The sequence below is a fragment of the Metabacillus sp. Hm71 genome (assembly GCF_051842955.2).
GTDB lineage: Bacteria > Bacillota > Bacilli > Bacillales > Bacillaceae > Metabacillus.
This window is the reverse complement of the sequence record NZ_CM200278.1, coordinates 788,306-813,827: the sequence shown is the minus strand read 5'-3', so window position 1 is coordinate 813,827 and position 25,522 is coordinate 788,306. Positions and strand designations below refer to the sequence as shown.

Here is a 25,522-nt window from a genome sequence, read left to right as displayed (position 1 = left end):
CTTATGACCTCGAGCCGGTGGCGCCTGGAGCTAGACACTAAAACTAAGTTCAAATTTTATACTCTTACCTTTTAAGAAAATGATAACCTTTTCGCAGTACGAATGTAAATATAATTCGTTCATTGGGATTTATTTCAATGCTTGCGGGCAATGTGTAGGAGCTAATTGGAGATTTTCAAAAATAGTCTGTAAGTTTATCTTGTAGACGGTCGACAAAATGGGTATTATTACTTAGGTAATATGTATGGTTCACTAGTTAATTCCCTTATTCAAATAAAATAAAGTAGAAGTGATAGGTGAAATATGGAAGGCTTTATTCGTTTTCTGTCCGAATTTGTCTTTTGGTATCCTTTAATGATGTCTTTGCTTTGGATAGCTGGTTCCAGTCTATTCTTTAAATATCGTGAAAAAGAAGAAGTCATTGACTTTGAACATATTGATTGGCCATTGATTAGCATTTTGGTCCCTTGCTTCAACGAGGAAGAAACGATTGAAGAAACAATCAAGAATTTAACTAGAATCTATTATCCGAAGAAGGAAATTATCGTTGTAAATGATGGAAGTAAAGATGACACATTTAAAATCCTTCGGAAGCTAGCTAAACAGCATCAAGATCTAAAGGTTATTGATTGCCAAGAAAATAGAGGGAAAGCAAATGCTTTAATTATTGCAACTCATGCATCGAATGCTGAGTATCTTGTATGTGTAGACTCTGATGCTTTATTGGATCCATATGCAGCACATTACCTTGTTTACCATTTTCTTCATAAAGGAGAAAGATTAGGGGCAGTAACAGGTAACCCTAGGATCCGTAATCGGGATACACTGATCAGCCGTTTACAGATCGTCGAATACGCATCAATTATAGGAGCAATCAAAAGGACCCAAAGAATACTCGGTAAAATCATGACTGTTTCAGGAGTAGTTGTTGCTTTTCGAAAAAAAGCACTTATTGATGTTGGACTTTGGGATAGAGATATGATCACTGAAGATATTTCTGTTTCTTGGAAATTGCAACAGCGCTTTTGGGATATTCGCTATGAACCTCGTGCATTATGCTGGATGCTTGTTCCCGAAACCATAAAAGGCATTTGGAAACAAAGAATCAGATGGGCTCAAGGTGGACAAGAGGTGATGATGAGATATTGGCGGATTCTATTAAACTGGAAACAAAGGAGAATTTGGCCTGTTTACTTAGAACAATGGGCGAGTTTAATATGGTCTTTTTCATGGGTTTTCGTCACTCTTTATTATTTATTATCAGCATCATCCATACAGCAGTTTTTTATCTGGATTACTTTTTCATCCTTTTCCCTTGTTTTTATGAGTCTTATCCAGCTTTGGGTATCGATAAGAACAGATTCAAAGTATGACAATATTTTAATGTATTATTTATGGGCTGCGTGGTATCCTGCAATTTACTGGTTATTGAACACGGTTATAGTGATGTTTGCTCTTCCAAAAGCAATTAAATCCAGATTAAATGGGGGTTATGCTACATGGGTAAGCCCAGACAGAGGCAACAGAAAAGTGGGTTAATCGTTCATACAAAAATGAATTGGTTAAGAGAACTAGTAATCTCGATTTTTTCTTTAGTTGTTTGGTCTTATTGTGCACTAGTTGTTATCTTTTTCATTACTGCTATATTTGATTATCATGATCCATACAGCAGTCTTATAAAAATGTCCTTTAAAATGACTAATAGCGACATCCGTGCCTTTCTTTTTATTATCCTATTCATTTGGGCTATCTTTTATTTAGTGCTTTGGGGCTGGAAAATTTACAACAAAAAAAGATTTGGATCTTTAAATAGAAGAACCTATCCAGCAAATGCTACAAAAGAAGATCTTCTAAGTCTTCAGTTCATGAGCGAAAAAGATTATGACTCATTACAGCAATCAAATGTTATTATATTTGAAAAAAATCCAATAAAAGAAATATAATAGGTGCATTTTTATGAAGAAAAAAATTATTGGTGCCAGTATTGTTTTAATTGTTGCTTTTGGATGTATTTTTTTTTTCATAATATGAATGATTCTAAATCAGCCATGTTTTTTCCAGAAGAACTTGATTCTAATGGATGTTTAGGATTAAATTACCATCGTATTCGCGAAGACACGTTATTTAATAGAACAATGGAATTTTTAACAGGTGCTGATGAATTAACAATGTATAACGTGTATGAAGAAGACTTTAAAAATCAAATTAAGCTATTAAAACAAGAGGGTGCGACGTTTCTTGACCCTGATAAAATAAGAGAAGCTCAAGAAACAGGCAAATTTCCAGAAAATTGTGTGTTTGGGTTTCCTTTGATGATGTCGACATATCGGTTTATCAAAATGCATTCCCCATTCTAAAAAAATATGATGTACCATTTACGATTTTTGTTATTGCAGGGCATGTTGGAAAGGATTTAGGAAACTTAAAACTGTCATCATGGGAACAATTGAAAGAAATGGTAGATAGCGGATTAGTTACTATTGGTTCACATACCTATAATATGCATAAATTAATTGGTGAGGAGCCAATATTTTTTAAAGAAGACCAGAAAAAAAATTTTGAAGAAGATCTTCTCCTAAGTAAAAAAACAATTAAAAAGAACTTAAACATACAAGTGAAAGATTTTGCCTACCCTTATGGCAATGGCCGAGAGGATTTAGCAGTCTTGATCCACCGTAGTGGATATGAGAGTGCCTATATCCTTGCTCCCAGATCGATCACTGCAGATAACGATAGATTCTGGATGAATCGTATACTTGTCAATGATGAAGTTTTTCATGAAATTGTAAAAAAGTGGATTGAGTAATTTTGATTTTAAATAGTTGTCCTTCCCCAATAAGGACAACTAAATCTGAAATAGGATAAAATATGAGGATGCCAACGCATTCGTAGGAACTTTTGAGAGCTGAGCTTGTATTGATGTGACTATATTAGTCGTTTCTCTTTCTATCAAGGAATCTACATGAATTTCGGCCCCAATCTTGCCCTTATGGTCTGCGAAAAATAAAAAAAGCTGACGAAAATAATTAACCTCAACATATTGTGAAGTCATTCTTTAGTCAGCCATTGCTTCACTATTATTGTTTTAAAATCTCATCAATCATAGCTAATTCTTCTTCTGAAAACGAAAGATTATTAAGTGCAGCAACATTTTCTTCGATTTGACTTACCTTGCTTGCGCCAATTAAAGCAGAGGTTACTCGTCCTTCTCGAAGCACCCAAGCCAATGCCATTTGTGCAAGGTTTTGGCCGCGTTCTACCGCTAGCTCATTTAGCTGTCTCAAGCGGCTTACTACTTGCTCTGTAACCCTGTCCCTATTTAAGAACGTATTTGCTTTTGCCGCTCTCGAGTCAGCTGGAATGCCGGAAATATATTTATTCGTTAGCAGACCTTGCTCTAAAGGACAAAATGCAATCGAACCAACACCATTTTCTGCTAATACATTTTGAAGCCCGTCTTCAATCCAGCGATTGAACATGGAATAACTTGGTTGATGAATGAGTAATGGTGTACCTAGATCGTTTAAGATTTTCACCGCTTCTGCTGTTTGCACTGCATCATAGCTTGAAATCCCAACATATAATGCTTTCCCTTGTTTAACAATCTGAGCTAAAGCACCCATTGTTTCCTCTAAAGGTGTGTTTGGATCAGGACGGTGGGAATAAAAAATATCAACATAATCGAGCCCCATCCGTTTTAAGCTTTGATCAAGGCTGGCAATCAAGTATTTTTTTGATCCCCAGTCACCATATGGGCCATCCCACATATGGTAGCCCGCTTTTGTCGAAATGATCATTTCATCTCGATAAGCAGCAAAATCTGTTTTCAACATCCTTCCAAACATTTCTTCCGCACTTCCTGGCGGCGGTCCGTAGTTATTCGCGAGATCGAAATGGGTAATTCCTAAATCAAATGCTCTATGCAATATTGCACGGCCATTTTCAAATGGATCCACTCCGCCAAAATTATGCCATAACCCTAGTGAAATGGCTGGTAATAACAAACCTGAGTTCCCAACACGATTATATTTCATCGTCTCATAACGCTCTTTACTCGCTATATATCCCATATGTATCCCCTTTCAAAATTACTTTCTCCTCCATTCTACCTCAATTTCTTCTCTATTTGTGTTCAAAATAAATGAAGCCAGCTTTTTTTAAAAGCTGGCTTCATTCAAGTACTTCTTCCTCAGTCTTTTCCATTACTGATGCACGTAATTGCATAATTCGCTTATCATTCATTTTCTCTACTTTAAACACGATATTTTCCAATTCAACTTCAGGCTTTTCATCCTCATTCGGAATATAGCCAAGCTGCCCAATGACAAAGCCGCTTAATGTATCAAAATCCTCTGTTGGAAAATGAATGTTTAAAAGATCTTCAACAACATAAAGATTGGTCATCCCAGGTATGAGATATGTGTTTTCATCAAGCTCAATTATTTCTTCTTCATCGATCCCACGATCATCGTATTCATCAAAGATATTTCCCACGATTTCTTCAATCACGTCTTCAATTGTTACGAGCCCATCTGTACCTCCATATTCGTCAATGGCAATTGCCATATGAATATTATTCATCTGCATTTCTTTAAACAATTCATCAATTCGCTTTGACTCTAAAACAAAATAGGGTTCTCTTAATAGTTCCTTTAGTTTAAATGCTTGTTCATGGCAATTTTCAATAAACTGAATTAAATCTTTAACATGTAAAATCCCGACAATATGATCGATTTTTTCTTCATAAACCGGGAATCTTGTGTATTTCTCAACATTCACTAACCGAACGGTTTCAATTAACGTATAGTCAAGAGGGATCCCGACAATGTTTGTCCGATGTGTCATAATATCCGAAACTGTTTTGTTATCCAATTCAAAAATATTATTAATCATGATTTTTTCTGTTTCTTGAATCGTTCCTCTTTCTTTTCCCACATCGACCATCATGCGGATTTCCTCTTCCGTGACATTTTCTTCATCCGCATTTGGGTCTACTCCAAATAAACGAACGATGAAATTCGTCGATAATGTCAACAATTTAACAAATGGAGATGATATTTTCGATAAAAGGGTAAGCGGGGTGGCAGCAAATGATGAGATCGCTTCAGCTTTTTGCAACGCAAGCCGTTTTGGTACAAGCTCACCTAAAACTAACGTGAAATAGGAAAGAACGAGTGTAATGACAATCACCGAGATTGTCCCTAGCAATTCCTCAGAAATTGGCACACCCCATTCATACAGCAAGCTGGCTAATTGCCCTGCAAAACTTTCAGCCGCAAATGCACTCGCCAAAAATCCTGCAAGCGTAATCCCAATTTGAATCGTTGCCAAAAAGCTGCTCGGTTCAGACAAAAGGTTATTCAACATTTTCGCCTTCTTGTCCCCGCCCTCAGCTAATATCTTGATCTTGTTATCATTTAAAGAAATCAAAGCAATTTCAGAAGCAGCAAAAAATGCATTTACTATAATAAGGACGATTAGAATCATAATTTCCAATGCCAATAAGACCAACCCCCGGTGTTAAAAAAATCATTTCGATACAAATCCAAAGTATAATATTTTATCATGCCCTAAATTGCTGATTTTTTTAAGGAAGATATTTCTGAATAAAAAAAGCGCAAGGTGCTTAGCATTCGGCGACAAGCATAAGGCGAACAGGAATAGAAGGTGTTCTTTACCTTCAATTCCTGTTTGACTAGACCCTAGAGCCGATGGCGCCTGGAGCTAGATTCAGAAATGCAAGCTATGTTAAGAAAATATATAAATTCTGATATTATTACAAAAGCGCAAGCGCCTTGGTCATCGCCGTACAAACTGGAGGAATCGACCGAGATAAAGGAAACACGGTAAGCGAAGCGAACCGATGTTGACTTTTCGTAGGGAGATGATCTGAAGTTTGATAGGCGATAGGCGCTGGCAGTCAAAAACGCGACGTCCTGTCGCACTAACTGCACTTGCACATCCTGTGCTTCGGAGCTGGATGTCGAAGCGCTTACCCACAGTTCAAGAATTTTATAATTTCTTAAGCAATAAAAAAAACCCGCTCAGGTCACCTGAGCAAGGGTCTTGTCTTTAGGCATATAGTTTACTTTCATCATCTTTCCTAAAGAAACTTTTCATTGCTTGGAAAACATCTGCTTTTTGCTTGAGGATGTAATAGCGGAACTTCTCATCATTGATATTTTTATATGCGGACATTAACGTTGAATGGCGGTTATACTGATTGACTTCACCATAACCAAAAATATTCGATACCTTCATCAGCTCAGTTACAAGTTTTACACATCTGGCATTGTCTGATGTTAAATTATCACCATCTGAGAAATGGAATGGATAAATATTGAACCGTGATGGGTTATACTTTTCTTCGATAATTTCAAGTGCTTTTCGATAGGCGGATGAACAGATGGTTCCGCCGCTTTCACCTTTTGAAAAGAAATCTTCTTCAGAAACAACCTTCGCTTCTGTATGATGGGCAATAAATTCAATATCCACCTTTTCGTATTTTGTTCTAAGAAATCTTGTCATCCAGAAGAAAAAGCTTCTTGCCATATATTTTTCCCATAATCCCATCGAGCCGCTCGTATCCATCATCGCAATAACGACTGCTTTTGATTCCGGTTTAACGACTTCATTCCATGTTTTATACTTTAAGTCTTCAGGAAAAATCGGATGAAATTTTCGATTGCCAGACATTGCATTCCGTTTATATGCCGAAAGCATGGTTCGTTTTTTATCAATATTCCCCATTAAACCTGTACGGCGGATGTCATTAAACTCAATATTTTCAATGACAATATTGTCCCGTTCCTTTTGTTTTAAGTTAGGCAGCTCTAACTCTTTAAAAAGTGCGGCTTCCAGCTCGAGTATCGAAACTTCAGCTTCATAATAATCTTCACCGGCCTGATCTCCAGCTCCCTGACCTTTTCCCGGACCTTTGGCATCTGCTTGTGATCCGTCTCTTGCGACCACATCACCAACCTTACTTTCTCCATCTCCTTGGCCAACATGCTTATTTTTATCGTAGTTATAACGAATTTTATATTCGTCCAATGAACGAATCGGGATTTTCACAACATCCTTCCCATTAGACATGATAATACTCTCTTCTGTAATGAGATCAGGTAGGTTGTTGCGAATAGCCTCTTGTACTTTTTCTTGATGGCGTGTTTGATCATCATGGCCTTTACGATGGAGGGTCCAATCTTCTTGAGAAATAACAAAGTTTTGTTCTTCTTTTCCTGACATCTAACCAACTCCCCCTCCAAAAATATTTTTTAAAAGTGTCACATAATTTGTTTTATTAGCATACATTAACGTGGATGAGTAAATTTCATACACAGTCAGACTTGTAATTCTTTGGATTACTCTATCCTATGCGAAAGATTTGATTTATTGACAAATAATTTCGAAAATAAATACGGAATCCTTAAAAATAAGACAAGACCCCAAAGCCTATGAAATAAGGCTTTAAAAGACATTTAGCTGTTTCAAAATGAAATGGGACAACCCCTTTTATCCCTCTCTGTGCATCAACCTGAATTTTCCAAATCAGAATAGAAAAAACAAAGCTGACAATGGTTAATTGCCAGCCACAATCCTCAGGTTTTTTATCTATTTAACAAGCTGCCAACATAGCGTAGTAATTCATTAGCAGAGGTTGAATTGTATCCATGCTCATCGATTAGACGTGCAACAACCTCGTTGATTTTCTTAAGCTGCTGTTCGTCTGGTGTTTTAGAGGACGTTGTGATTTTAACCACATCTTTTAGATCTGCAAATAGCTTTTTCTGGATTGCTTCTCGTAAACGCTCATGTGAATTATAATCAAATCGTTTTCCTTTGCGTGCATAGGCCGAAATACGAATAAGAATTTCCTCACGGAACGCTTTTTTAGCATTTTCCGAAATCCCGATTTGTTCCTCAATCGAACGCATTAATTTTTCATCAGGATTCATTTCCTCACCTGTTAACGGATCACGAAGCTTGTTTTTATTGCAGTAAGCTTCCACATTATCCAGATAGTTATCCATAAGTGTTTTGGCAGATTCTTCATAGGAGTACACAAACGCTTTTTGAACTTCTTTTTTCGCCATATCATCATAAAGCTTACGTGCAACCGAAATGAAGTTTAAGTATTTCTCACGATCTTCATTTGAGATGGAAGCATGCTGATCAAGTCCTTCTTTCAGAGCCCGTAAAACATCAAGTGCATTAATTGATGGTACTTCCTTGCGAATGATGGTTGAAGAAATCCGGTTAATCACATAGCGGGGATCAATGCCTGACATTCCTTCATCATTGTATTCCTTTTGAAGCTCTGCAACATCAACGGAATTAAAGCCTTCTACAATTTCCCCATCATACAATCTCATTTTCTTCACAAGATCGATGTCGCCCCGCTTCGGCTCTTTCAGGCGAGTTAAAATCGTAAACATCGCCGCTACCTTTAACGTATGTGGCGCAATATGAACATCGGAAACATCACTTTCTTTAATCATTTTTTCATAAATCCGCTCTTCCTCAGACACTTTTAAATTATATGGGACAGGCATAACAATAATCCGCGAGTGCAAGGCTTCATTCTTTTTATTTGAAATGAACGAACGATACTCTGTTTCATTCGTATGGGCAACAATTAATTCATCAGCCGAGATTAAGGCAAAACGACCAGCCTTGAAATTACCTTCCTGAGTGAGGGAAAGCAAATGCCATAAAAACTTCTCATCACATTTCAGCATTTCTTGGAATTCCATCATTCCTCGGTTCGCTTTGTTTAATTCCCCGTCAAAACGATAAGCACGAGGATCAGACTCTGAGCCATACTCAGCAATGGTTGAGAAATCTATGCTTCCCGTTAAGTCGGCAATATCCTGTGATTTAGGATCTGATGGACTGAATGTCCCAATCCCCACACGTTTGTCTTCGGATAGAAATACTCTCTCGATTCTTACATCTTCGATACGGCCGCCGTATTCTTCCTCCAACCTCATCACATTTAATGGTGAGAGATTTCCTTCGATACGAATCCCGTATTCTTCATAGAAATCATCTCTTAAATGATGTGGAATCAAGTGAAGAGGGTCTTCATGCATTGGGCAGCCTTTTATCGCATAAACTGCTCCTCTGTCTGAGAGTGAATACTTCTCCAACCCTCTTTTCAGCATGGTAACTAGTGTTGATTTACCGCCACTAACAGGACCCATCAATAGCAAAATCCGCTTTCTGACATCTAATCGTTTTGCAGCAGGATGGAAATACTCTTCTACCAGGCGTTCGAGTGCATTCTCTAGTCCATATAGCTGATGGTCAAAAAACTTATACGTTCTTTTGCCATCAATCTCTTCTATACCAGCATCTTTAATCATATTGTAAACCCTGGAATGAGCTGATTGTGCAACCCAAGGCTTTTCCTTAACAATATCCAAATACTCTACGAAGGTTCCTTCCCACTTTAAGCGTTGCTCATCTTCCCTAAACTTTTCAATTTTCTTTAAAATATCCATAAGGACCTCCTTCATCATTTGGTCGTAGTTGTAAAAAACTCGTGCAGATTAATACACTTTATGCGAGGATGTCCTCTAACATTCTTCTTAGAAGGGAAAAAAGCTATCTATAACCTGCGACAAATGGGATAAATTTTACGGGAAAAATTTTGTTACACGTTCACATCACATTTTGATTAGGTTATAATGAAACTAGCTATAAAAGGGGAAGCTATACATACCCTTACTTGTTCCAACGAGTGATCGATTAGTTAGGAGGCAAAGCGATGAACACGATTTTAGTTTTAGGTGTTAGTTTAGCATTCTTGGTAGCAATCTTTACTGCGGGATATGAAAGCAAACCAGGTGTAAAAAAATAATGCATCAAACAAAGAGGGTCAGCCCCCTGTAAATACAATATATGGAACTTCAAACTGATTTAGTCCTGTATATTGTATTTTTAGGGATCTGACCCTTTCATTTTTGCGAGGCTGTTTTTAAAAGCCTTTTTGTTCATGTGAAAAAGAAAAATGCAAAGATTCTTCTTCTTGAAGTAAGAGGTAAGAAGTTGGACTAGAAGCAATCGGTGAATGACCGATTGCCTTTAAGACATTGATTCTTATGTTAAGCCAGGATAGTTTTGCTGTCTTAACGCTTCATAAATTAAGATCGCTGCTGTGTTCGAAAGATTTAATGAACGAACATGCTCTGTCATTGGCAGGCGCAAGCATCTGTTCATATTTGCCTCCAGCAAATCCTTTGGCAGTCCGGTTGTTTCCCGTCCGAACACAAAGAAATAATCCTTTTCAACATCACTATAATCAAATGTTGTATGTGGCTGCTTGCCGAATTTTGTTAAAAAGAAAAATTCTGCATCCTTATACCCCTCAAATAATTCATCTAAAGAATCATGATAAATCACGTTAACAAATTCCCAATAATCCAATCCGGCACGTTTTAACATTTTATCATCTGTTGAAAACCCTAACGGACGGATTAGATGAAGAGTTGTATTTGTTGCTGCACAAGAACGAGCAATATTCCCTGTATTTGCAGGAATCTCTGGTTGATATAAAACTACATGTAAAGCCAATTTTTTCACCTCATCTACATTATGTGGAAAGGGGGATGAGCGCATGCTTTAAAGCTCGCTTCGCTTGCTCCACCTTTGGACGTTTAAAAAGCAAAAGTCTGCTTATTATTGTTACCAAATGAAATTATACCATTGTTATTTCGAACTCGTATCATCTATGATACGAAAAAATGTATATTTTATATTCGGGGTATAAGCGGTTGAATCCTCATAGGCCCAATAACGCATCCGGCTATTATACGTTTGTGCATTCACCAGCGGCATATTTCCCTGATCCTTTGCGACAACAAAGGTTGTGTGATCATAACGGCCATCACCCTGAAAATCATAGCATATCACATCACCTGGCATTAATTGTTCTGCTGAATCAACAACCTCTGCCCTTAACCCAGTTTTGGAATGGAGAAAAAAGCTCCTCATTGAATTTGCCACTGACCAACTAAAGCTCCAATTATTCTGCTGCATCCACCAGCCGGAGGAGCGATTTGGATAGCCGCGCATTTGTGCTCCGCCTGCATGAAGACACTGAGAAATAAAATTTGTGCAGTTGACATCAAAATTTTTATAAGCTGGATTTGCACTATTCCACCAACGCTCCGCATACTGTACAGCTGCAAGCCTGTCATAAACAAATGATTCCTTGCTTCGCTGGTCGTCGGCAGAAGGTGCTGGCTCATTTCCTATCTCATTAAAATCAACGATCCGATCGTCAACAAGCTCATCGCGATAAAAACGAGCTTTACGATGCTCGATTCGTTCTTCAAGAAAAAAACGGTCATACTGTTTATTTAACCATTTATAGTGACATGTATACAAGGCATTCTTTAAATCCATAGATTGGTCTTCAATCTTTGTAATTCTTACTGTGGTGCTCCCCTTTACAATTTCAGTTTTCCTTTTATCATTTGATTGAAGCCTTCTCTCGAACGCATGGAATTCTTCATCATTCCGATCATTTTTAATCGGTTTTTTATTGATAAGCATTTGAAGCTTCCTCTCATGTAACTCAAAAAGCTTTTGCTTCATGATCTCACCACCATCCTTATTTACTAAAGGGTATGTGAATGCTGCTGAGAAATTCGTTAAAATCATTAATAGGTAACAATCAGGTTGTCCTTATCCTTTTTTACCTTTATACTAGGGTCGGAATAAAAACTAGAGGTGAATACATATGTTACAGGAATTTAAAAAGTTTGCACTGAAAGGAAATGTGTTGGATTTAGCGGTGGCCGTTGTTATTGGGGCGGCGTTCGGTAAAATTGTTACCTCCCTCGTAGAAGATATCATCACGCCAACTGTTGGGCTATTAATGGGCGGGATTAATTTTAGCCATCTTTCCTTAACAGTAGGAAAGGCTGCTATAAAATACGGGGAATTTATTCAGTCAATCGTCGACTTTCTCATCATCGCCTTTTCGATCTTTTTAGTTGTTCGATTCTTTAACCGTTTTAAAAAGAAAGAAGAAAGTGCAGCACCGGCAGTTCCGGAAGTAGATAAGAAAGAAGAGCTTTTAACTGAAATTAGAGATCTTTTAAAAGAAGAAAAGAAATAAATAAAAGGTGGCGTCTTTGCCACCTTTTTATTTTTCTTCAACAAAGGCTAAGCCTTTCTTGATTTCTTTTTTTACATCTTCATCCATCTCTTTTTCATAAGCTTGATGCAATTCTTCAGCAACATCATTTCCGCCTATTTTTCCAATAGCCCATGCTGCCGTTCCGCGAATGACTGGTCTTGGATCTTCATGCATTAATTTGATGAGTTCCGGAAGTGCCGTTGTGTCTTTAAAATGAGCAAGTGCAAGGATCGCATTGCGTTGCAGCGGTTTTTTCCCGCGCCATGCACCAGAGATATGGCCGAATTTTTCTTTAAATTCCCTGTTGCTCATCGTAAGCAGCGGTTTTAATTTTGGCTTGGCGATTTCCGGATCCGGTTCCATTTCCTCGTGAAAATGAAAATCCTTCCCTTTATTCACAGGGCAGACGGTTTGGCAAGTATCACAGCCATATATCCGATTCCCAATTTTCGTGCGATATTCATCAGCTAAAAACCCTTTCGTTTGCGTTAAAAATGCGATGCATTTTGTAGAATCAAGCTGGCCGCCTTGAACAAGAGCGCCAGTCGGACAAACATCAAGGCATTTTCTACAGCTGCCACATTGATCCTCCATCGGTGTATCAGGAGGGAAAGGAAAATTCGTAATCATTTCTCCTAAATAAACATAGGAACCAAATTCGGGCGTGATAATCGAGCAGTTCTTCCCGCTCCAGCCGATTCCCGCCCGTTCTGCAACAGCCCGATCTGAAAGCTCACCAGTATCAACCATTGATTTCACCTGGATATCCGGCACTTTTTCCTTCAAAAAGCTTTCCAGTTTACTTAACCGATCCCGTAAAATCGTGTGATAATCCTGCCCCCATGAAGCACGGCAAAAAATTCCGCGCCGATCCTCTCTCGTGCTTTTAGGAGCATTTTTCATTTTAGAAGGATATGCAAGAGCAATGGAAATAATCGAACTTGCTTTTGGCAGCAGCTTAACAGGTGTGACTCGTTTCTCAATGTCCGGCTCCTCAAAGCCTGATTGATAGCCCAACTCCTGCTGTGTGATAAGCCGCTGCTTCAGCTCCTCAAACATATTGGCACTTGTAAACCCAATTTTATCAATGCCGATTTCTTTACTATAAGCAATCACTTCTTGTTTAAATTGCTCTATATTCATTCCTTTCCCTCCTTTCTTTTAGTTGATGCGGATCAGACGATTCCTTCCTCTCATTATGGTAAAATAACTACAGTACCATGTGGAGGTTAAAATAATGGAAATTCAAATTAGTGATGAAGTAAAGCAAGTAATACCTGATTTTAAAATTGGCATTGTCCGTTATCACGATATTCAAGTCTCTGACTCTCCGCAAATGCTAAAAGGCAGATTGCGATTATTTCAAGAATCCCTTTATTTTGATTATGCAGATAAAAAAGTCACTGACATTCCGGCAATAAACGAATGGAGAAAATTGTTTAAATCTGTTGGCACAGATCCAAATCGCTACCGACCATCTAATGAAGCATTATATCGCCGTGTACAGAAACAACAATTTTTACATAATGTCAACTCAGCAGTGGATCTGAATAATTTTCTTTCTCTGCAATATCAAATCCCATTAGGCATTTATGATGCCGATCAGCTTGATGGAACTATCCTGATTAAAATTGGAACTGAACAGGATTCATATATAGCGATTAATGAACGCGAGGTTTCCTTAGCAAAGAAACTCTTATCTGCTGACCAGCAAGGACCGTTTGGAAGTCCATATGTTGATTCAAAACGATCCGCTGTGACCGAAAACACACGTAATGCGCTTCATCTCATTTATTTCCAGCCATCTCTTCAAAAAGACGAGGCTAACCAGCTATTACAAGCATTGTCAAGCATGTTCACGCAAATACATGGCGGCGAAGCGGTTTATGAGGTTCTTGGGTAGAATGCATAGTAAAAAGTATTTAGGAGTTTGTGTCTAGCTCCGAAGCACAGGACGTGCAAGTGCAGTTAGTGCGACAGGACGTCGCGTTTTTAACTGCCAGCTCTAGCGACTAATGAACTTCCCCCTCCTCGCATGAAGCGCCTTGCTCAGCGACGTAGAAAAAAGAGCACTCCGTATGAGATAAAGCGAGACTACCATCAGTAGTGTTTTTCCTACTGATGGTTAGCGAGACTTATCGGACCTTTACGGGCAGTTTTAATCAATATTTTTCTAAGGCATACACTCTTACTGCCCGTTAAGGTGCGGTAAAGGAAACACGAAGAGCGATAGCGATTCGATGTTGACTTCTTCCGCTTTTCTAAATTAAAAAACGCAATGCCTCGTTTATCTGAGAAACGAAACACTGCGTTGCACACGATTATTATGTATGGAGCGGGTGAAGGGAATCGAACCCTCATCATCAGCTTGGAAGGCTGAGGTTTTACCACTAAACTACACCCGCAAGAACATGATCTATTATAACAAAAAAAGAAAGATAATTCAACAATCTTTTTGATAAAATTGTCGAAGCATGTCGATGACAGTCGGAAAAGTTACTTAATTAGTATATAATCTGTTCACAAAATTATCAAGGGGTATTTTGAATTTTCTTTTTCAAACTGTCGGGGTAAAGGGCGAAAGTCTTATTTCGTTTAAAAAGGTATGCTTTTCCAAGCTTTTTAGCTTAAAATAGAAAGGTAAAATTTCTAAGGAGGCCTATAATATTGAGCAGAGAACCACTTTTTTTTAATCCAATATTTAAAGATCGCATTTGGGGTGGAACACAATTAACTTCCTTTCATTATAATATCCCTTCAGATACTACTGGTGAATGCTGGGCTTTCTCCGCACATCCAAACGGACAAAGCGTGGTAAAAAACGGACAATATGCAGGAGTTTCCTTAGGCGAACTCTGGGAAAAACATCGTGAATTATTCGGAAATATTGAGGGAGACCGCTTCCCGCTATTAACGAAAATCCTTGACGCCAACCAGGATTTATCTGTCCAAGTGCATCCCAATGACGAATATGCTAAGGTCCATGAAAATGGTGAACTAGGAAAAACAGAATGCTGGTACATAATTGATTGCAAAGAAGGCGCGGAAATCATTTACGGTCATCATGCACAAACGAAGGAAGAGTTAGTCAACATGATTGAAAAAGGAGAATGGGATCAGCTATTACGTAGAGTAAAAATCAAGCCGGGCGATTTCTTCTTCGTACCAAGCGGAACAATCCATGCAATTGGAGCTGGTACGATCATCTTAGAAACACAGCAAAACTCTGACACAACCTATCGTGTTTTTGACTTTAACCGTAAAGATGCAGAAGGAAACCTGCGCGAGCTTCATATTGAGAAAAGCATTGAGGTAACAGAAACACCATCCTCACATACTGAAGTATCACCAAAAACCGAACAAATTGATGATGCAGCCATCACAACATATGTAGAATGTCCTTATTTTACCGTTCAAAAATTGAGCCTATCCGGTACAGTTTCACTAACTCAGGACAAACCATTTACATTAGTTAGTGTCATTGAAGGCGAAGGTGAATTAACGCACCAAGGATCAACCTATTCCTATAAAAAAGGCGATCATTTCCTATTACCTAATGGCTTTGGTGAATTCAGCCTAAAAGGGAATGCTGATTTTATCGCTTCTTATCTATAAAAAATTTGGGAAAGTCCCCCTTGTTATTGGGGAACTTTCCCTTTTATTATTTCGACATAACCGATACCCTATATTCATTCGGCGTCAGTCCGACAATTTTTTTAAATACTTTACTGAAATATTTTTCGTTTTGGTAGCCGACTTTAAAGGAAATTTCATATATTTTCAAATGCGGATTTTCCAGGAGCTCCTTGGCCTTTTCAATTCGGATGGTTGTGAGATAGTTTGTGATTGTTTCATTGTATTCGGATTTAAACCTTCTTGAAATATATTCGCGGCTTAAATAAAAGCGATCGGCGATTTCTTGTAAGGTGATATCACGCTCATAATTGTTTCTGATATACGCTTCGATTTCTTGAATGCTGTTTTTTTCTTTTTGGTATTTAACACGAAATAAAAAATGAATAAGTTCATGAAATTCCTTTCGCTTCTCATCCTTAAACTTCTCAAACGAAAAGGAGCCGTCCTCTTCCCAATAGTCCTTGCTATGATAGAAGGAAATGTCCTCGTTAATTTGATATTCCTTTAACCAATTCTTTCTTAATAAATCAAATTGATTTTCCCACGCTTGTATTTGCTCAAGGGAGATAATATGGGCGGTTTGAAGGGTTGTAAAGATTTTGTTCAGCACCTGATCCATTTGCTCAATACTTCCGCTTTGTAAGGCCCACATGATTTCCTGCGTATAATCTAATAGATGAAGCAATGAGCTTGAGCGAATCTCTTCATAAGAAACAATTCTCTTTTTCGCAGCTGACAGCAAATCATGCTTCAGCATTGTTTGCTGAGCAGATTGATACGATCCATGTAGCTGCTGTGATGAATGACCTACTGCAAATATAACATTCATCTGACAACACGTTAAAATACATGTTTGGATTTTCTGAAGTAATCCCTGCTGATCTGTTTGCTTCCACAAAACAATAACAATTTCATCTTCCTTATTAACATTTCTGAAGGATACTCCACTGCGATTGGACCAAACGATTTCATTGCATATATTTAAAATAGTAAAAAACGCCAAATCCCTATCCCCAGCAAAGCTCTTTGATATAATCGGATGAATGGAACCCAATACGGTGGTGAAATTTTCCTTTGTAATATCAATTCCAAATTCTTTTTGAACCCTTTCCCTCGCTTCAGAAGGAATCGTTGGTTTATTGATCATCCCAGTGAATAAATGATCCCAATATAATGGTTTGATCTCATTCATTACCTTTGTATTTTCTAATGTGGATTCCCTCATCAGGGCTTGCTTCTTCCAGTCCTTAATCGCCCTTTCCAAGGTTTCATTTAAAATTTCCGGTTCGATCGGCTTTAAAATATAATCGAAGCTTCCATACGTAATCGCATTTCGCATATAATGAAAATCATCATAGCCGCTTACAACAATAATTTTGCTCGTAATTTTGGATTCATGCAGCCATTTTAAAAGGCTGGTTCCATCTAATTTTGGCATATTCATATCGGTAAAGATGATTTCAGGTCGCTGCTCTTTAATCATGATTTTCGCTTCTTCCCCATCTTTCGCCTCAAAAATTTCATGAATGCCAAGTCGTTCCCATTCTCCCAGCAGCTTAATGCCGTCTCTTACATGGTTCTCATCATCAATAATAATTGCTTTCATTTAGTTAACCTCCCTATCAACTGGAAGTTTAATTGTCACGAAAAGCCCTCCGCTATCAAGATTTTGCAAATGAAATTCAGCTCGCTCATCAAAATACAATTTTAGACGAAAATAAACATTTCTTAGCCCAATATTTGTTCCCTTGTTATTCATCTTTTGTTTTTCTTGGTTAAAGGACTGATAGATTTCTTGAAGCCGGCTATCACTTATTCCTTTTCCATTATCACGAACGGCTATAATGAGTGTATCACCTTCTACCCTTCCGATGATCCATAATTGGCCTTTTGTATCATCGCTGCCATCAAAGCCATGTTTAAAATAATTTTCTATGATTGGCTGGAGAATCATCTTTGGAACCTTTATTGCCAGGGCTTCAGGTTCGATCTGTAAGGAATACTCGAATTGCTCCCCAAACCTTTCCTTTTGTAATAATAAAAACGCCTTTATATAATCGATTTCTCTTTTTAAAGGAACAAAATCCTCATCCATATTCATGCCATATCTCATAATTTTCGAAAGATGTGTAACAAGGGTATACACCTGAGGTACATTATTCTTTAAGGCCAAGGTGCCGATTGATTGCAATGAATTATATAAAAAATGCGGATTTAGCTGTGATTGCAATGCCTTTAATTGATTTGTCTTATTTTCAATCTCAAGCTTATATTCCCGATTAATAAGGTGATTGATTTTACCGATCATTTGGATAAATCTATCCCCTAACACACCGATTTCATCATTTCCAAGTGATTCAAAGTGGACATTCATATTGCCTTCTTCAACCTTTTTAATATTTTGAAGCAATACTCGAATCGGCGAAGTGATTTTAAAGGAAACAAAAAATGTCGCCAGAATGACAAGAATTAACCCAACAATCCCGAACATAATATTGATTTTGGCAACACTCAAGGCGCTTTCAAACACCGACGTATACGGAATGCGCTTGACCAAAATCCAGCCTCCCGATGATTCAGCAATCTTTTCATAAATCATCAAGCCCCGAAATTTATCTTTTTGCCATTCCATTGTTCCATTTGGCTGCGACATATTAATTAACTTTGTAATCCATTCTTCATTTTCCGATACTTCGGAATTAGAGCGAAAAATAAGCTCTCCTTCCGGACTTAAAATATAAAATTCCTCTTTGTCTTTTACATATAATTTCTCACTTATTTCCGAAATTTTATATGGTGCGATATCCAATGAAATATAGCCTAGCAAATGATCTGAAGGAACATCAATTAATGCCCGGTGCAAGGTAAATACATCCCTTCGCTGTTTTTGATCTTCCTCAGTACGATCGGCTTGCAAAATATGCATAGGTTCGATATAAATATAATTCGGATTATTTCTTGCCTTTTGAAAATTTTCTCGATCCCCGTTTTTTAATGAAGAAAACACGACACCAGATCGTTTTGAAACAGACACATTTTGGCGATCTTCCTCAATTGCTATATTCACTCGATTAATATTCTTTTCGGCATAAAGCATGGTTAGCATCACATTTTTGACACTTTCCTTTGCCAAGTAATCATCTTCTTGACCGGGATTTCGCAGGTAACTCATAAAATCTACATTATTATAAAACGATATGGTTAGATTTTTTAATTCCTCAATATAGCCTTCCAAATTTAGCTTTCCCTGATAGAGAAGATTGACATTTTCCTGAACAAACTCATCTTTTAACGACTCTTTCGTATATAAATAGGTGATGACAATTGAGGTTCCAAATGGAACGATTGTAATGAGTAGGAGAAGAACAATCAGCTTTTTGCGTATGCTCGTTTTAACCATGAAGAACCTCCTTATCTTCAGAATGGCATGATAAGCTTTTATTATCCTTATTATAGCTAAAAAGCATGCCCATAAAAGACATGCTTCCCAACATTCACTTTACTTCATATTATCCCAAGTTGCTTGGAATTTTTCTAATGCTGTTTCATAATCGATTTTACCTGCTGCATATTCTTGAATCGTTGCTGCAAACTCTTTATTTGCACCATCCGGCCATTGGAACCAAGTCCAAGGAATTGTTTTTTCCGCTTTTGAATAGTCAAGGATGGATTGACCTAAATCACCTAATCCGGATGCTTCAATATTATCGAATGCTGGGATAAAGGCAAATTCTTCTGTGATATAGCGTTTACCTGTTTCAGAAGAGACCATCCAATTTAAGAATGTTTTTGCTTCTTCAAGGTGCTCAGAGTTTTTATTAATTACCCAGTTATTAGGTACACCTACAGGTAAAACATCTGCATTCGCATCATCATTAAGCGGAATTGGCAAGAGTCCCATATTGATTTCAGGATTGATTTCATAAATCATATTTTCTGTCCAGTTACCTTGTTGCAGCATCGCTGTTTCACCGGAAGCAAATAGGGTTACTTGTGTATTGTAATCTGTTGTTAATGGGTTTCCGTTCGCATATTTAACTTCCATATCAATGATATCTTTGAATTGCTTAAATTGCTCATTTCCAACAAATGAAGCGGAACCGTCATACAAACCTTTAATAAATGCTTGTGGATCATCCTGCTGTGCAAATGGGATATTTAATAAATGCTGTCCAATAACCCACCATTCGCCATAGCCTGCGGAGAATGCTTTAATTCCTGCAGCATCAAGCTTTTTCACAGCGTCTTTTAACTCAGAAAGAGTTTTAGGTGTCTCAGTAATACCTGCTTTTTTAAATAAATCCTTGTTATAAACAAATCCATATCCTTCAAGATTCACTGGCATTCCATATAACTTGCCATCTTCATCTGTCATTGGAACTTTACCAATCGGGAGGACATGCTCAGCCCATGGCTCATTTGATAAATCAGCTAAGTGCTCCTTCCAAAGATCAAGTTCTTTAAATCCGCCATTGTTAAAAATGTCCGGCTCTTCACCTGAGGCAAATTTAGCCTTTAACGCTGCACCATAATCCGCTCCACCGCCAACACTTTCAAGCTTTACTTTAATGTTTGGGTGTTCCTTTTCAAATTCATCGATCATTGCTTGAAGCTGATCTGCGATTTCTACTTTAAATTGGAATAAGTTTAGTGTAACAACCTCTCCATCACCTGAACCAGAATCTGCATTTCCGCTTGTGTTTTCCTGTGTTTTATTTGATGCACATCCTGCCAATACCCCTAATACTAACAGCATTGACATACATAATAGAAAGAACTTCTTCATTACGTATTGACCTCCTTAGTCTCTATGCTTTTTTCTATTTTTATATAAACGGGATTGTCTCATTCGTATTGAAACAGCCCCATTTTATATCCCTTTTGATGACTCCTATTTAATCGAACCTGCTGCAATCCCTTTAATAATATGCTTTTGCAAGAACAGGAAGAAGACAATGATGGGCGCAATCCCCAGCACCAATGCGGCCAAGCCCATATCCCATTGTTTTGTGTACTGGGCAAAGAACGAGCTCGTTGCTAACGGAATCGTTCGTAATCCTGCATCCTGCAGCACAAGCAGCGGCAGTAAGTAGTCATTCCAAATCCATAGCGTATTTAAAATGATGACGGTTACAGTAATCGGTTTCAATAATGGGAAGACAATTCTCCAAAATACGCCAAACTGGCTGCAGCCGTCAACTCTAGCAGACTCTTCAATTTCCTGCGGGATTGTTTTTATAAACCCGTGGAATAAGAAGAGTGATAACGAAACGCCAAATCCAAAGTACATGATGATGATTCCCGGTATACTGTTCATAATTCCAAGCATTCCGCCAAGCTTCATAAGTGGAATCATAACGGTTTGGAATGGAATAACCATTGCTGATACGAAAAGGATAAATAAGAATTTGCTCGTTTTTCCTGGTGTTCGAACCATTTTCCAAGCGGCCATTGAACTGATCACTACAATTCCCGCAATACTAAAAACCGTTATGATCAAAGAATTAAGGAATGCGTCTTGGAAGCTAATAATCTCCCAAACCTTGGCATAGTTACTAAACAAGATTTCCTTAGGCAATGCTGCTGCATCAATTAAAATTTCCGAAAACCCTTTTACTGAATTGATGATCACAAAGTAAAACGGTACAAGGAAAAGTAAAGCAAGAATGATCGCAAAAATCTCAAGGAGGAAGGTGCCAGCCGAATAGTTCTTTTTCATTATGCTTCAACCTCCTTCTTCTTCGTAAACATAACTTGGCATGTTGTAAATACTGCGACAATGATAAAGAATAGAATGGACTTTGCTGTACCTAATCCATATCGATTGTTCATAAATGCTTCTTGATAAATATTAATCGCTACCGATTCTGTTGAATTAAATGGCCCGCCGCCTGTTAAAGAAAGGTTCAGGTCAAATATTTTAAATGCCATTGAAATTGTTAAGAAGAAGCAAATGGTAAACGCCGGTAAAATTAACGGAATAATGATTTTCCTTAAAACAGACAAGTTTGATGCTCCATCCATTTTTGCCGCTTCAAGCAACGAGGTATCTACACCCTGCAAGGCTGCAATATAAATGACCATCATGTAACCGCTCGTTTGCCATGCAAACACAATGACAATTCCCCAAAATGCAGTTGCCTCATCACCCAGCCATGGCAGCTTAAAGAATCCTATGTCCGTTAAATTCCCTATTGATGCAAAGCCTTTTACAAAAATGAACTGCCAAATAAATCCTAGTAAAAGTCCGCCGATTACATTTGGAATAAAAAAGACTGTCCGCAAAATATTTTTCGTTTTTAATGCTGCATTTAACATTAATGCCAGCCCAAAACCAATCACATTACTGATGATAACTGCTGCCAGCATAAATTTTGTCGTGAATAGAAATGAGTTAAAAAACTTAGGATCATCGGTAAAGATCGTCATATAGTTTTCTAAGCCAACCCACTCTACGACCGAGCTAACACCATTCCATGATGTAAACGAGTAATAAACCCCCATAAAAAACGGAATAATTTGCACGAATAGAAAAAATAAAAGTGCTGGTCCTACGAAAGCTGCATAAGACAAGATCTTATTTAGCTTTACCTTTCGTTTTGCTTGCATTTCTACATTTACATAATGTTCCTTTGTATCTAGTTCATTCGTATTTAATTTTGTACCCACTTCATTGACACCACCCAACAACTAATTTGCAAGCGCTTTCCTACATCTAATTATATGGCCCATCAGCAAATGTTTGGATCAACTGTGTTGACTAAAAAGGTGCACATTTTTGACCTTTGACTTTCTCTTAAACAAACAAGCTGTGATTTTCTTTTATCGATTTGAAGTACGGATCGTCGGAAATATGATGGGAAAACAGAAAAACGCTTCTAGCTAATGTAGTGGGTTTTATTCAATGATACTTTTCATCTATTCATTATGGGGGCGGCATTTAGAATCGCTCTATTAGACATTTTCTTTTTATTCAGTGCCGGATTTGTCCTTTATGCCTGCTCTATTAGACAATTTTCACCCATTCATCGAGAGAGTTGTCTTTTAGAACCGCTATATTAGACACTTTCCATCTATTCATCGAGGGGATTGTCCTTTAGAACCGCTCTTTCGGACACTTTCCATCTTTTCATCAAGGGGATTGTCCTTTAGAACCGCTCTTTCGGACACTTTCCATCTTTTCATCAAGGAGATTGTCCTTTAGACCTGCTCTAGTGGACATTTTCAATCTTTTCATCGAGGGGATTGTCCTTTAGACCTGCTCTATTGGACAGCTCCTAGCCATTTATCAAGGGATTTGTCCTATTAAAGACTCTTTTTTCCATTATCAACGAATTCTTTCTTTTGAAAATTTTTCGGGAATGTTGAGAATAAGGTACTTTTTACCCTGATTTTATCCAATTAGTTTGTAAGGCTGGTTGTCCCTTTGGCAATAAATTTAATAAAAAAACACCTTTGAATTTAAGGCGCTTTTTCCTATTTATCTAGTAATTTCGAACAAAAATAATAATAGCCAGTAGTAGACAAAGTGTTGAAGGAATAGCCATGGCAAGAGCTTGGCGTACTCTAATAATGTGAGTATAGATCGCTCCAAGCATTAACACGATGATAATTGAACATCCAATAAGTGCGTAATAACGATTCCAATAACCCAGTATTAATGCAAGAGAAGCCATGATCTCCATTATGCCCGTCACCGTCATAAACCACATTGGGTATTGATAAAGACTCCAATGTTCAATCTGAAAAGTTGGTTTAATGATTTTGATTACTCCACCCAGCCCTATAAACACCATTAATACAAGTTGAAGGATCTTTATCGCCATATTCCTTTTCACTCCTTGTTCAAATTATGCTGAGCCAAATTCCATCATGCCGCTCATCACCAACTTCACAACCTCTTCCGCTAATTTTTTGGGATTGCTCTTATTTTTTAATAAACACTGAAAAATTAGTTGCTCAATCATCCCAAAAATACAGACAGCTACGATCTCCATCGACAATTCTAAACGAAATGTTCCTGAACGCTGCTCAAAGTGTAGGTTGTCCGCAAGTAATCTTATTAGTTTTTCTTTAAATATCTCTGAATCAGGGGCGAGTACTAGACCAATTCGGGTTAAATTTGGGTCCTCAGCAAAAAATTCAAATAATTTTTCTATAGATGCAGTCATTTGCTTAATAAGTTCATCTTTTTCCATTAGCGGAGATAACCGCTGGGTTTCAATTAATTTCCATAGCTTCGTCCGAAATTCATGAACAAGCTCATTAAAAATGGCATCCTTACTAGAAAAATAGAGATAGAACGCAGGCTGTGTTAAGCTTGCCCGCTTCACAATGTTACTGATTTTTGTCTGATGAAATCCATGTTTAGCAAACTCACAGGCGGCGGCTGCTTTAATCCGTGCTTTACTCTCTTTTCCTTTTAATCCTTTTTCTTTGGACATACGAGCTCCTACTTTCATATTACTTACCAATAATGTTACTCATGAGTAACATTGTATAATTTTATAGTACTGGTAAATAAATACAACGTCAATATTTTTTCCAAAACTTAACTTTATAAAAATACTCGTAAATACAAAAAACGACCTAGCTTAATCGCTAGATCGCAGAATAAAATAACTCAATTATGCTTTCGATTGATCTCCAGCACTCAGTTGTGCTTGTTTTACCTTCTCCAAGCTATCCCAAATTCCTAAAATATACATAATGCCAAGGGCACGATCATAGAGTCCGTAACCAGGACGGGCCTGTTCACCCAGATCATCCGTCCGTGATCAGGACGAATATAGCCAGTAAATCCGGTATCATGCAATGCTTTTACGATCTCTTAGAGGTGAGAGCTTTCAACAAAATCACCATTTTCATAGATTTTCACTTTGCGAATATGGGCGAATGAAATCCGTCCCATTGCTGAAAAATGCCTCATGATCGAAGGAATGTCATTCTCCGGATTGGCCCCAAGCGACCCTGAGCATAAGGTTAACCTATTGTATGGACTATCTACTAGTTTGACAATTCGTTCTAGATTTTCCTTACACATATGGCGATCCTTGGTAAGCCGAAAATGGACCATGGCGGATCATCTGGGTGGATTGCCATTTTGACATCATATTCTTCCGCAACCGGGATAATTCGTTCTAAAAAGTATCGCAGATTCTCTAATAAATCTTCCTCGGTTACATCTTTATAGAGCTCAAATGCGCGCTTTATGTTTTTAATGCGCTCTGGTTCCCATCCTGGCATTGAAAAGCCTTTTGACGAGTTTTCAATTTCTTTTATGATAACCTCAGGGTTAACCCCCTCCACCTTTGCTTTTTCATATGCGAGAACAGTAGATCCATCTGGTAACTCCTTAGCAAAGCTCTAATCTCGTCCAGTCAAATACAGGCATAAATTTATAACAAATAACCTTGATACCAGTTTGTGCCAAATTCGATCGTTTCCTGATAATTTTTTATATAATAGTCGCGAGTAGGAAGTCCCAGCTTGATATCCTCATGGACATTGACACTTTCTATTACTTCCAAATTCAACCCTTTGTCTTCAATCTCTTTCTTTAAAGCAAGTATTTGATCAAGCGGCCATATTTCCCCGGTAGGAATATCATGCAGACCACTAACGATCCCATCCATCCCAGGGATTTGCCTGATTTGATCGAGTGTAACGGTATCATCTTGATTGCCAAACCATCGAAATATGATTTTCACATAAAAAAACCTCCCTTTCTTTTGA

21 protein-coding genes, 1 tRNA gene and 1 pseudogene are annotated in these 25,522 nt (G+C 37.8%); 7 read left to right on the top strand and 16 right to left on the bottom strand.

Annotation, left to right across the window (positions count from 1 at the left end):
• Positions 1–303: 303 nt before the first annotated feature.
• The 4 genes from pgaC to ACSVDH_RS04095 all read left to right on the top strand — a co-directional run bounded on the left by pgaC (position 304) and on the right by ACSVDH_RS04095 (position 2,806).
• Positions 304–1,539: a poly-beta-1,6-N-acetyl-D-glucosamine synthase gene (pgaC, locus tag ACSVDH_RS04110; RefSeq protein WP_439248540.1), complete on the top strand. Its 1,236-nt coding sequence runs from the start codon at positions 304–306 to the stop codon at positions 1,537–1,539.
• A complete protein-coding gene (locus tag ACSVDH_RS04105) occupies positions 1,500–1,943 on the top strand; it encodes a poly-beta-1,6-N-acetyl-D-glucosamine biosynthesis protein PgaD (RefSeq protein WP_439248539.1) in 444 nt (147 codons plus the stop codon). Before pgaC ends, ACSVDH_RS04105 begins: the two co-directional genes overlap by 40 nt.
• 63 nt (positions 1,944–2,006) lie before the next feature.
• Entirely contained in the window at positions 2,007–2,357 is a 351-nt protein-coding gene (locus ACSVDH_RS04100; protein WP_439248538.1) for a polysaccharide deacetylase family protein, read from the top strand.
• Entirely contained in the window at positions 2,291–2,806 is a 516-nt protein-coding gene (locus ACSVDH_RS04095) for a polysaccharide deacetylase family protein (protein WP_439248537.1), read from the top strand. Before ACSVDH_RS04100 ends, ACSVDH_RS04095 begins: the two co-directional genes overlap by 67 nt.
• A 271-nt stretch (positions 2,807–3,077) precedes the next feature.
• Here the strand turns inward: ACSVDH_RS04095 and mgrA are convergent, their stop codons facing one another.
• The 6 genes from mgrA to ACSVDH_RS04065 form a co-directional block, all read right to left on the bottom strand.
• Entirely contained in the window at positions 3,078–4,070 is a 993-nt protein-coding gene (gene mgrA / locus ACSVDH_RS04090; protein WP_439248536.1) for an L-glyceraldehyde 3-phosphate reductase, read from the bottom strand.
• 100 nt (positions 4,071–4,170) lie between these two features.
• Positions 4,171–5,502, bottom strand: coding sequence for a hemolysin family protein (locus tag ACSVDH_RS04085; protein ID WP_299092790.1), 1,332 nt, complete (start codon positions 5,500–5,502; stop codon positions 4,171–4,173).
• Positions 5,503–6,072: 570 nt separating this feature from the next.
• Positions 6,073–7,248: a sporulation protein YhbH gene (gene yhbH / locus ACSVDH_RS04080; RefSeq protein ID WP_439248535.1), complete on the bottom strand. Its 1,176-nt coding sequence runs from the start codon at positions 7,246–7,248 to the stop codon at positions 6,073–6,075.
• 362 nt (positions 7,249–7,610) lie between these two features.
• Positions 7,611–9,506 carry an ATP-dependent protease PrkA gene (gene prkA, locus ACSVDH_RS04075; RefSeq protein ID WP_299090455.1) on the bottom strand — a complete coding sequence of 632 codons (1,896 nt, stop codon included), beginning with the start codon at positions 9,504–9,506 and terminating at the stop codon, positions 7,611–7,613.
• Positions 9,507–10,104: 598 nt separating this feature from the next.
• Positions 10,105–10,587, bottom strand: a complete 483-nt coding sequence (gene trmL, locus ACSVDH_RS04070; RefSeq protein WP_439249130.1) for a tRNA (uridine(34)/cytosine(34)/5-carboxymethylaminomethyluridine(34)-2'-O)-methyltransferase TrmL — start codon at positions 10,585–10,587, stop codon at positions 10,105–10,107.
• Positions 10,588–10,713: 126 nt separating this feature from the next.
• Positions 10,714–11,604 carry an amidase domain-containing protein gene (locus ACSVDH_RS04065; protein ID WP_439248534.1) on the bottom strand — a complete coding sequence of 297 codons (891 nt, stop codon included), beginning with the start codon at positions 11,602–11,604 and terminating at the stop codon, positions 10,714–10,716.
• A gap of 145 nt (positions 11,605–11,749) precedes the next feature.
• Between ACSVDH_RS04065 and mscL the strand changes: the two genes are divergently transcribed.
• Complete coding sequence (gene mscL / locus ACSVDH_RS04060; protein ID WP_439248533.1) at positions 11,750–12,130, top strand: large conductance mechanosensitive channel protein MscL; 381 nt, start codon at positions 11,750–11,752, stop codon at positions 12,128–12,130.
• A gap of 27 nt (positions 12,131–12,157) precedes the next feature.
• Here the strand turns inward: mscL and queG are convergent, their stop codons facing one another.
• Complete coding sequence (gene queG / locus ACSVDH_RS04055) at positions 12,158–13,294, bottom strand: tRNA epoxyqueuosine(34) reductase QueG (protein WP_439248532.1); 1,137 nt, start codon at positions 13,292–13,294, stop codon at positions 12,158–12,160.
• 94 nt (positions 13,295–13,388) lie between these two features.
• On the opposite strand from queG, the gene ACSVDH_RS04050 reads away from it, so the two are divergent.
• Positions 13,389–14,054 (top strand): B3/B4 domain-containing protein, encoded by a 666-nt coding sequence (locus tag ACSVDH_RS04050; protein ID WP_439248531.1) that lies wholly within the window; start codon positions 13,389–13,391, stop codon positions 14,052–14,054.
• A 428-nt stretch (positions 14,055–14,482) separates the two neighbouring features.
• Here the strand turns inward: ACSVDH_RS04050 and ACSVDH_RS04045 are convergent.
• Positions 14,483–14,556, bottom strand: a tRNA-Gly gene (locus tag ACSVDH_RS04045).
• A 262-nt stretch (positions 14,557–14,818) separates the two neighbouring features.
• Between ACSVDH_RS04045 and manA the strand changes: the two genes are divergently transcribed.
• Positions 14,819–15,766: a mannose-6-phosphate isomerase, class I gene (gene manA / locus ACSVDH_RS04040; protein WP_439248530.1), complete on the top strand. Its 948-nt coding sequence runs from the start codon at positions 14,819–14,821 to the stop codon at positions 15,764–15,766.
• 46 nt (positions 15,767–15,812) lie between these two features.
• On the opposite strand, the gene ACSVDH_RS04035 is transcribed toward manA, so the two are convergent.
• From ACSVDH_RS04035 to uxuA, 8 genes and pseudogenes are all read right to left on the bottom strand, one after another.
• Positions 15,813–17,393, bottom strand: a complete 1,581-nt coding sequence (locus ACSVDH_RS04035) for a response regulator transcription factor (RefSeq protein WP_439248529.1) — start codon at positions 17,391–17,393, stop codon at positions 15,813–15,815.
• The gene (locus ACSVDH_RS04030) at positions 17,394–19,187 is read right to left on the bottom strand and encodes a sensor histidine kinase (RefSeq protein WP_439248528.1); all 1,794 of its coding nucleotides are present in this window, start codon (positions 19,185–19,187) and stop codon (positions 17,394–17,396) included.
• Positions 19,188–19,286: 99 nt separating this feature from the next.
• Positions 19,287–20,573, bottom strand: coding sequence for an ABC transporter substrate-binding protein (locus tag ACSVDH_RS04025; RefSeq protein ID WP_439248527.1), 1,287 nt, complete (start codon positions 20,571–20,573; stop codon positions 19,287–19,289).
• A gap of 105 nt (positions 20,574–20,678) precedes the next feature.
• Positions 20,679–21,506: a carbohydrate ABC transporter permease gene (locus ACSVDH_RS04020; protein ID WP_439248526.1), complete on the bottom strand. Its 828-nt coding sequence runs from the start codon at positions 21,504–21,506 to the stop codon at positions 20,679–20,681.
• Positions 21,506–22,396 (bottom strand): carbohydrate ABC transporter permease, encoded by an 891-nt coding sequence (locus ACSVDH_RS04015; protein ID WP_439249129.1) that lies wholly within the window; start codon positions 22,394–22,396, stop codon positions 21,506–21,508. Before ACSVDH_RS04015 ends, ACSVDH_RS04020 begins: the two co-directional genes overlap by 1 nt.
• Positions 22,397–23,271: 875 nt before the next feature.
• Positions 23,272–23,613 (bottom strand): DoxX family protein, encoded by a 342-nt coding sequence (locus ACSVDH_RS04010; RefSeq protein WP_439248525.1) that lies wholly within the window; start codon positions 23,611–23,613, stop codon positions 23,272–23,274.
• A gap of 24 nt (positions 23,614–23,637) precedes the next feature.
• Positions 23,638–24,231 carry a TetR/AcrR family transcriptional regulator gene (locus tag ACSVDH_RS04005; protein ID WP_439248524.1) on the bottom strand — a complete coding sequence of 198 codons (594 nt, stop codon included), beginning with the start codon at positions 24,229–24,231 and terminating at the stop codon, positions 23,638–23,640.
• Between the two features lie 183 nt (positions 24,232–24,414).
• A pseudogene (uxuA, locus tag ACSVDH_RS04000) lies at positions 24,415–25,497 on the bottom strand (mannonate dehydratase).
• Positions 25,498–25,522: the final 25 nt, after the last annotated feature.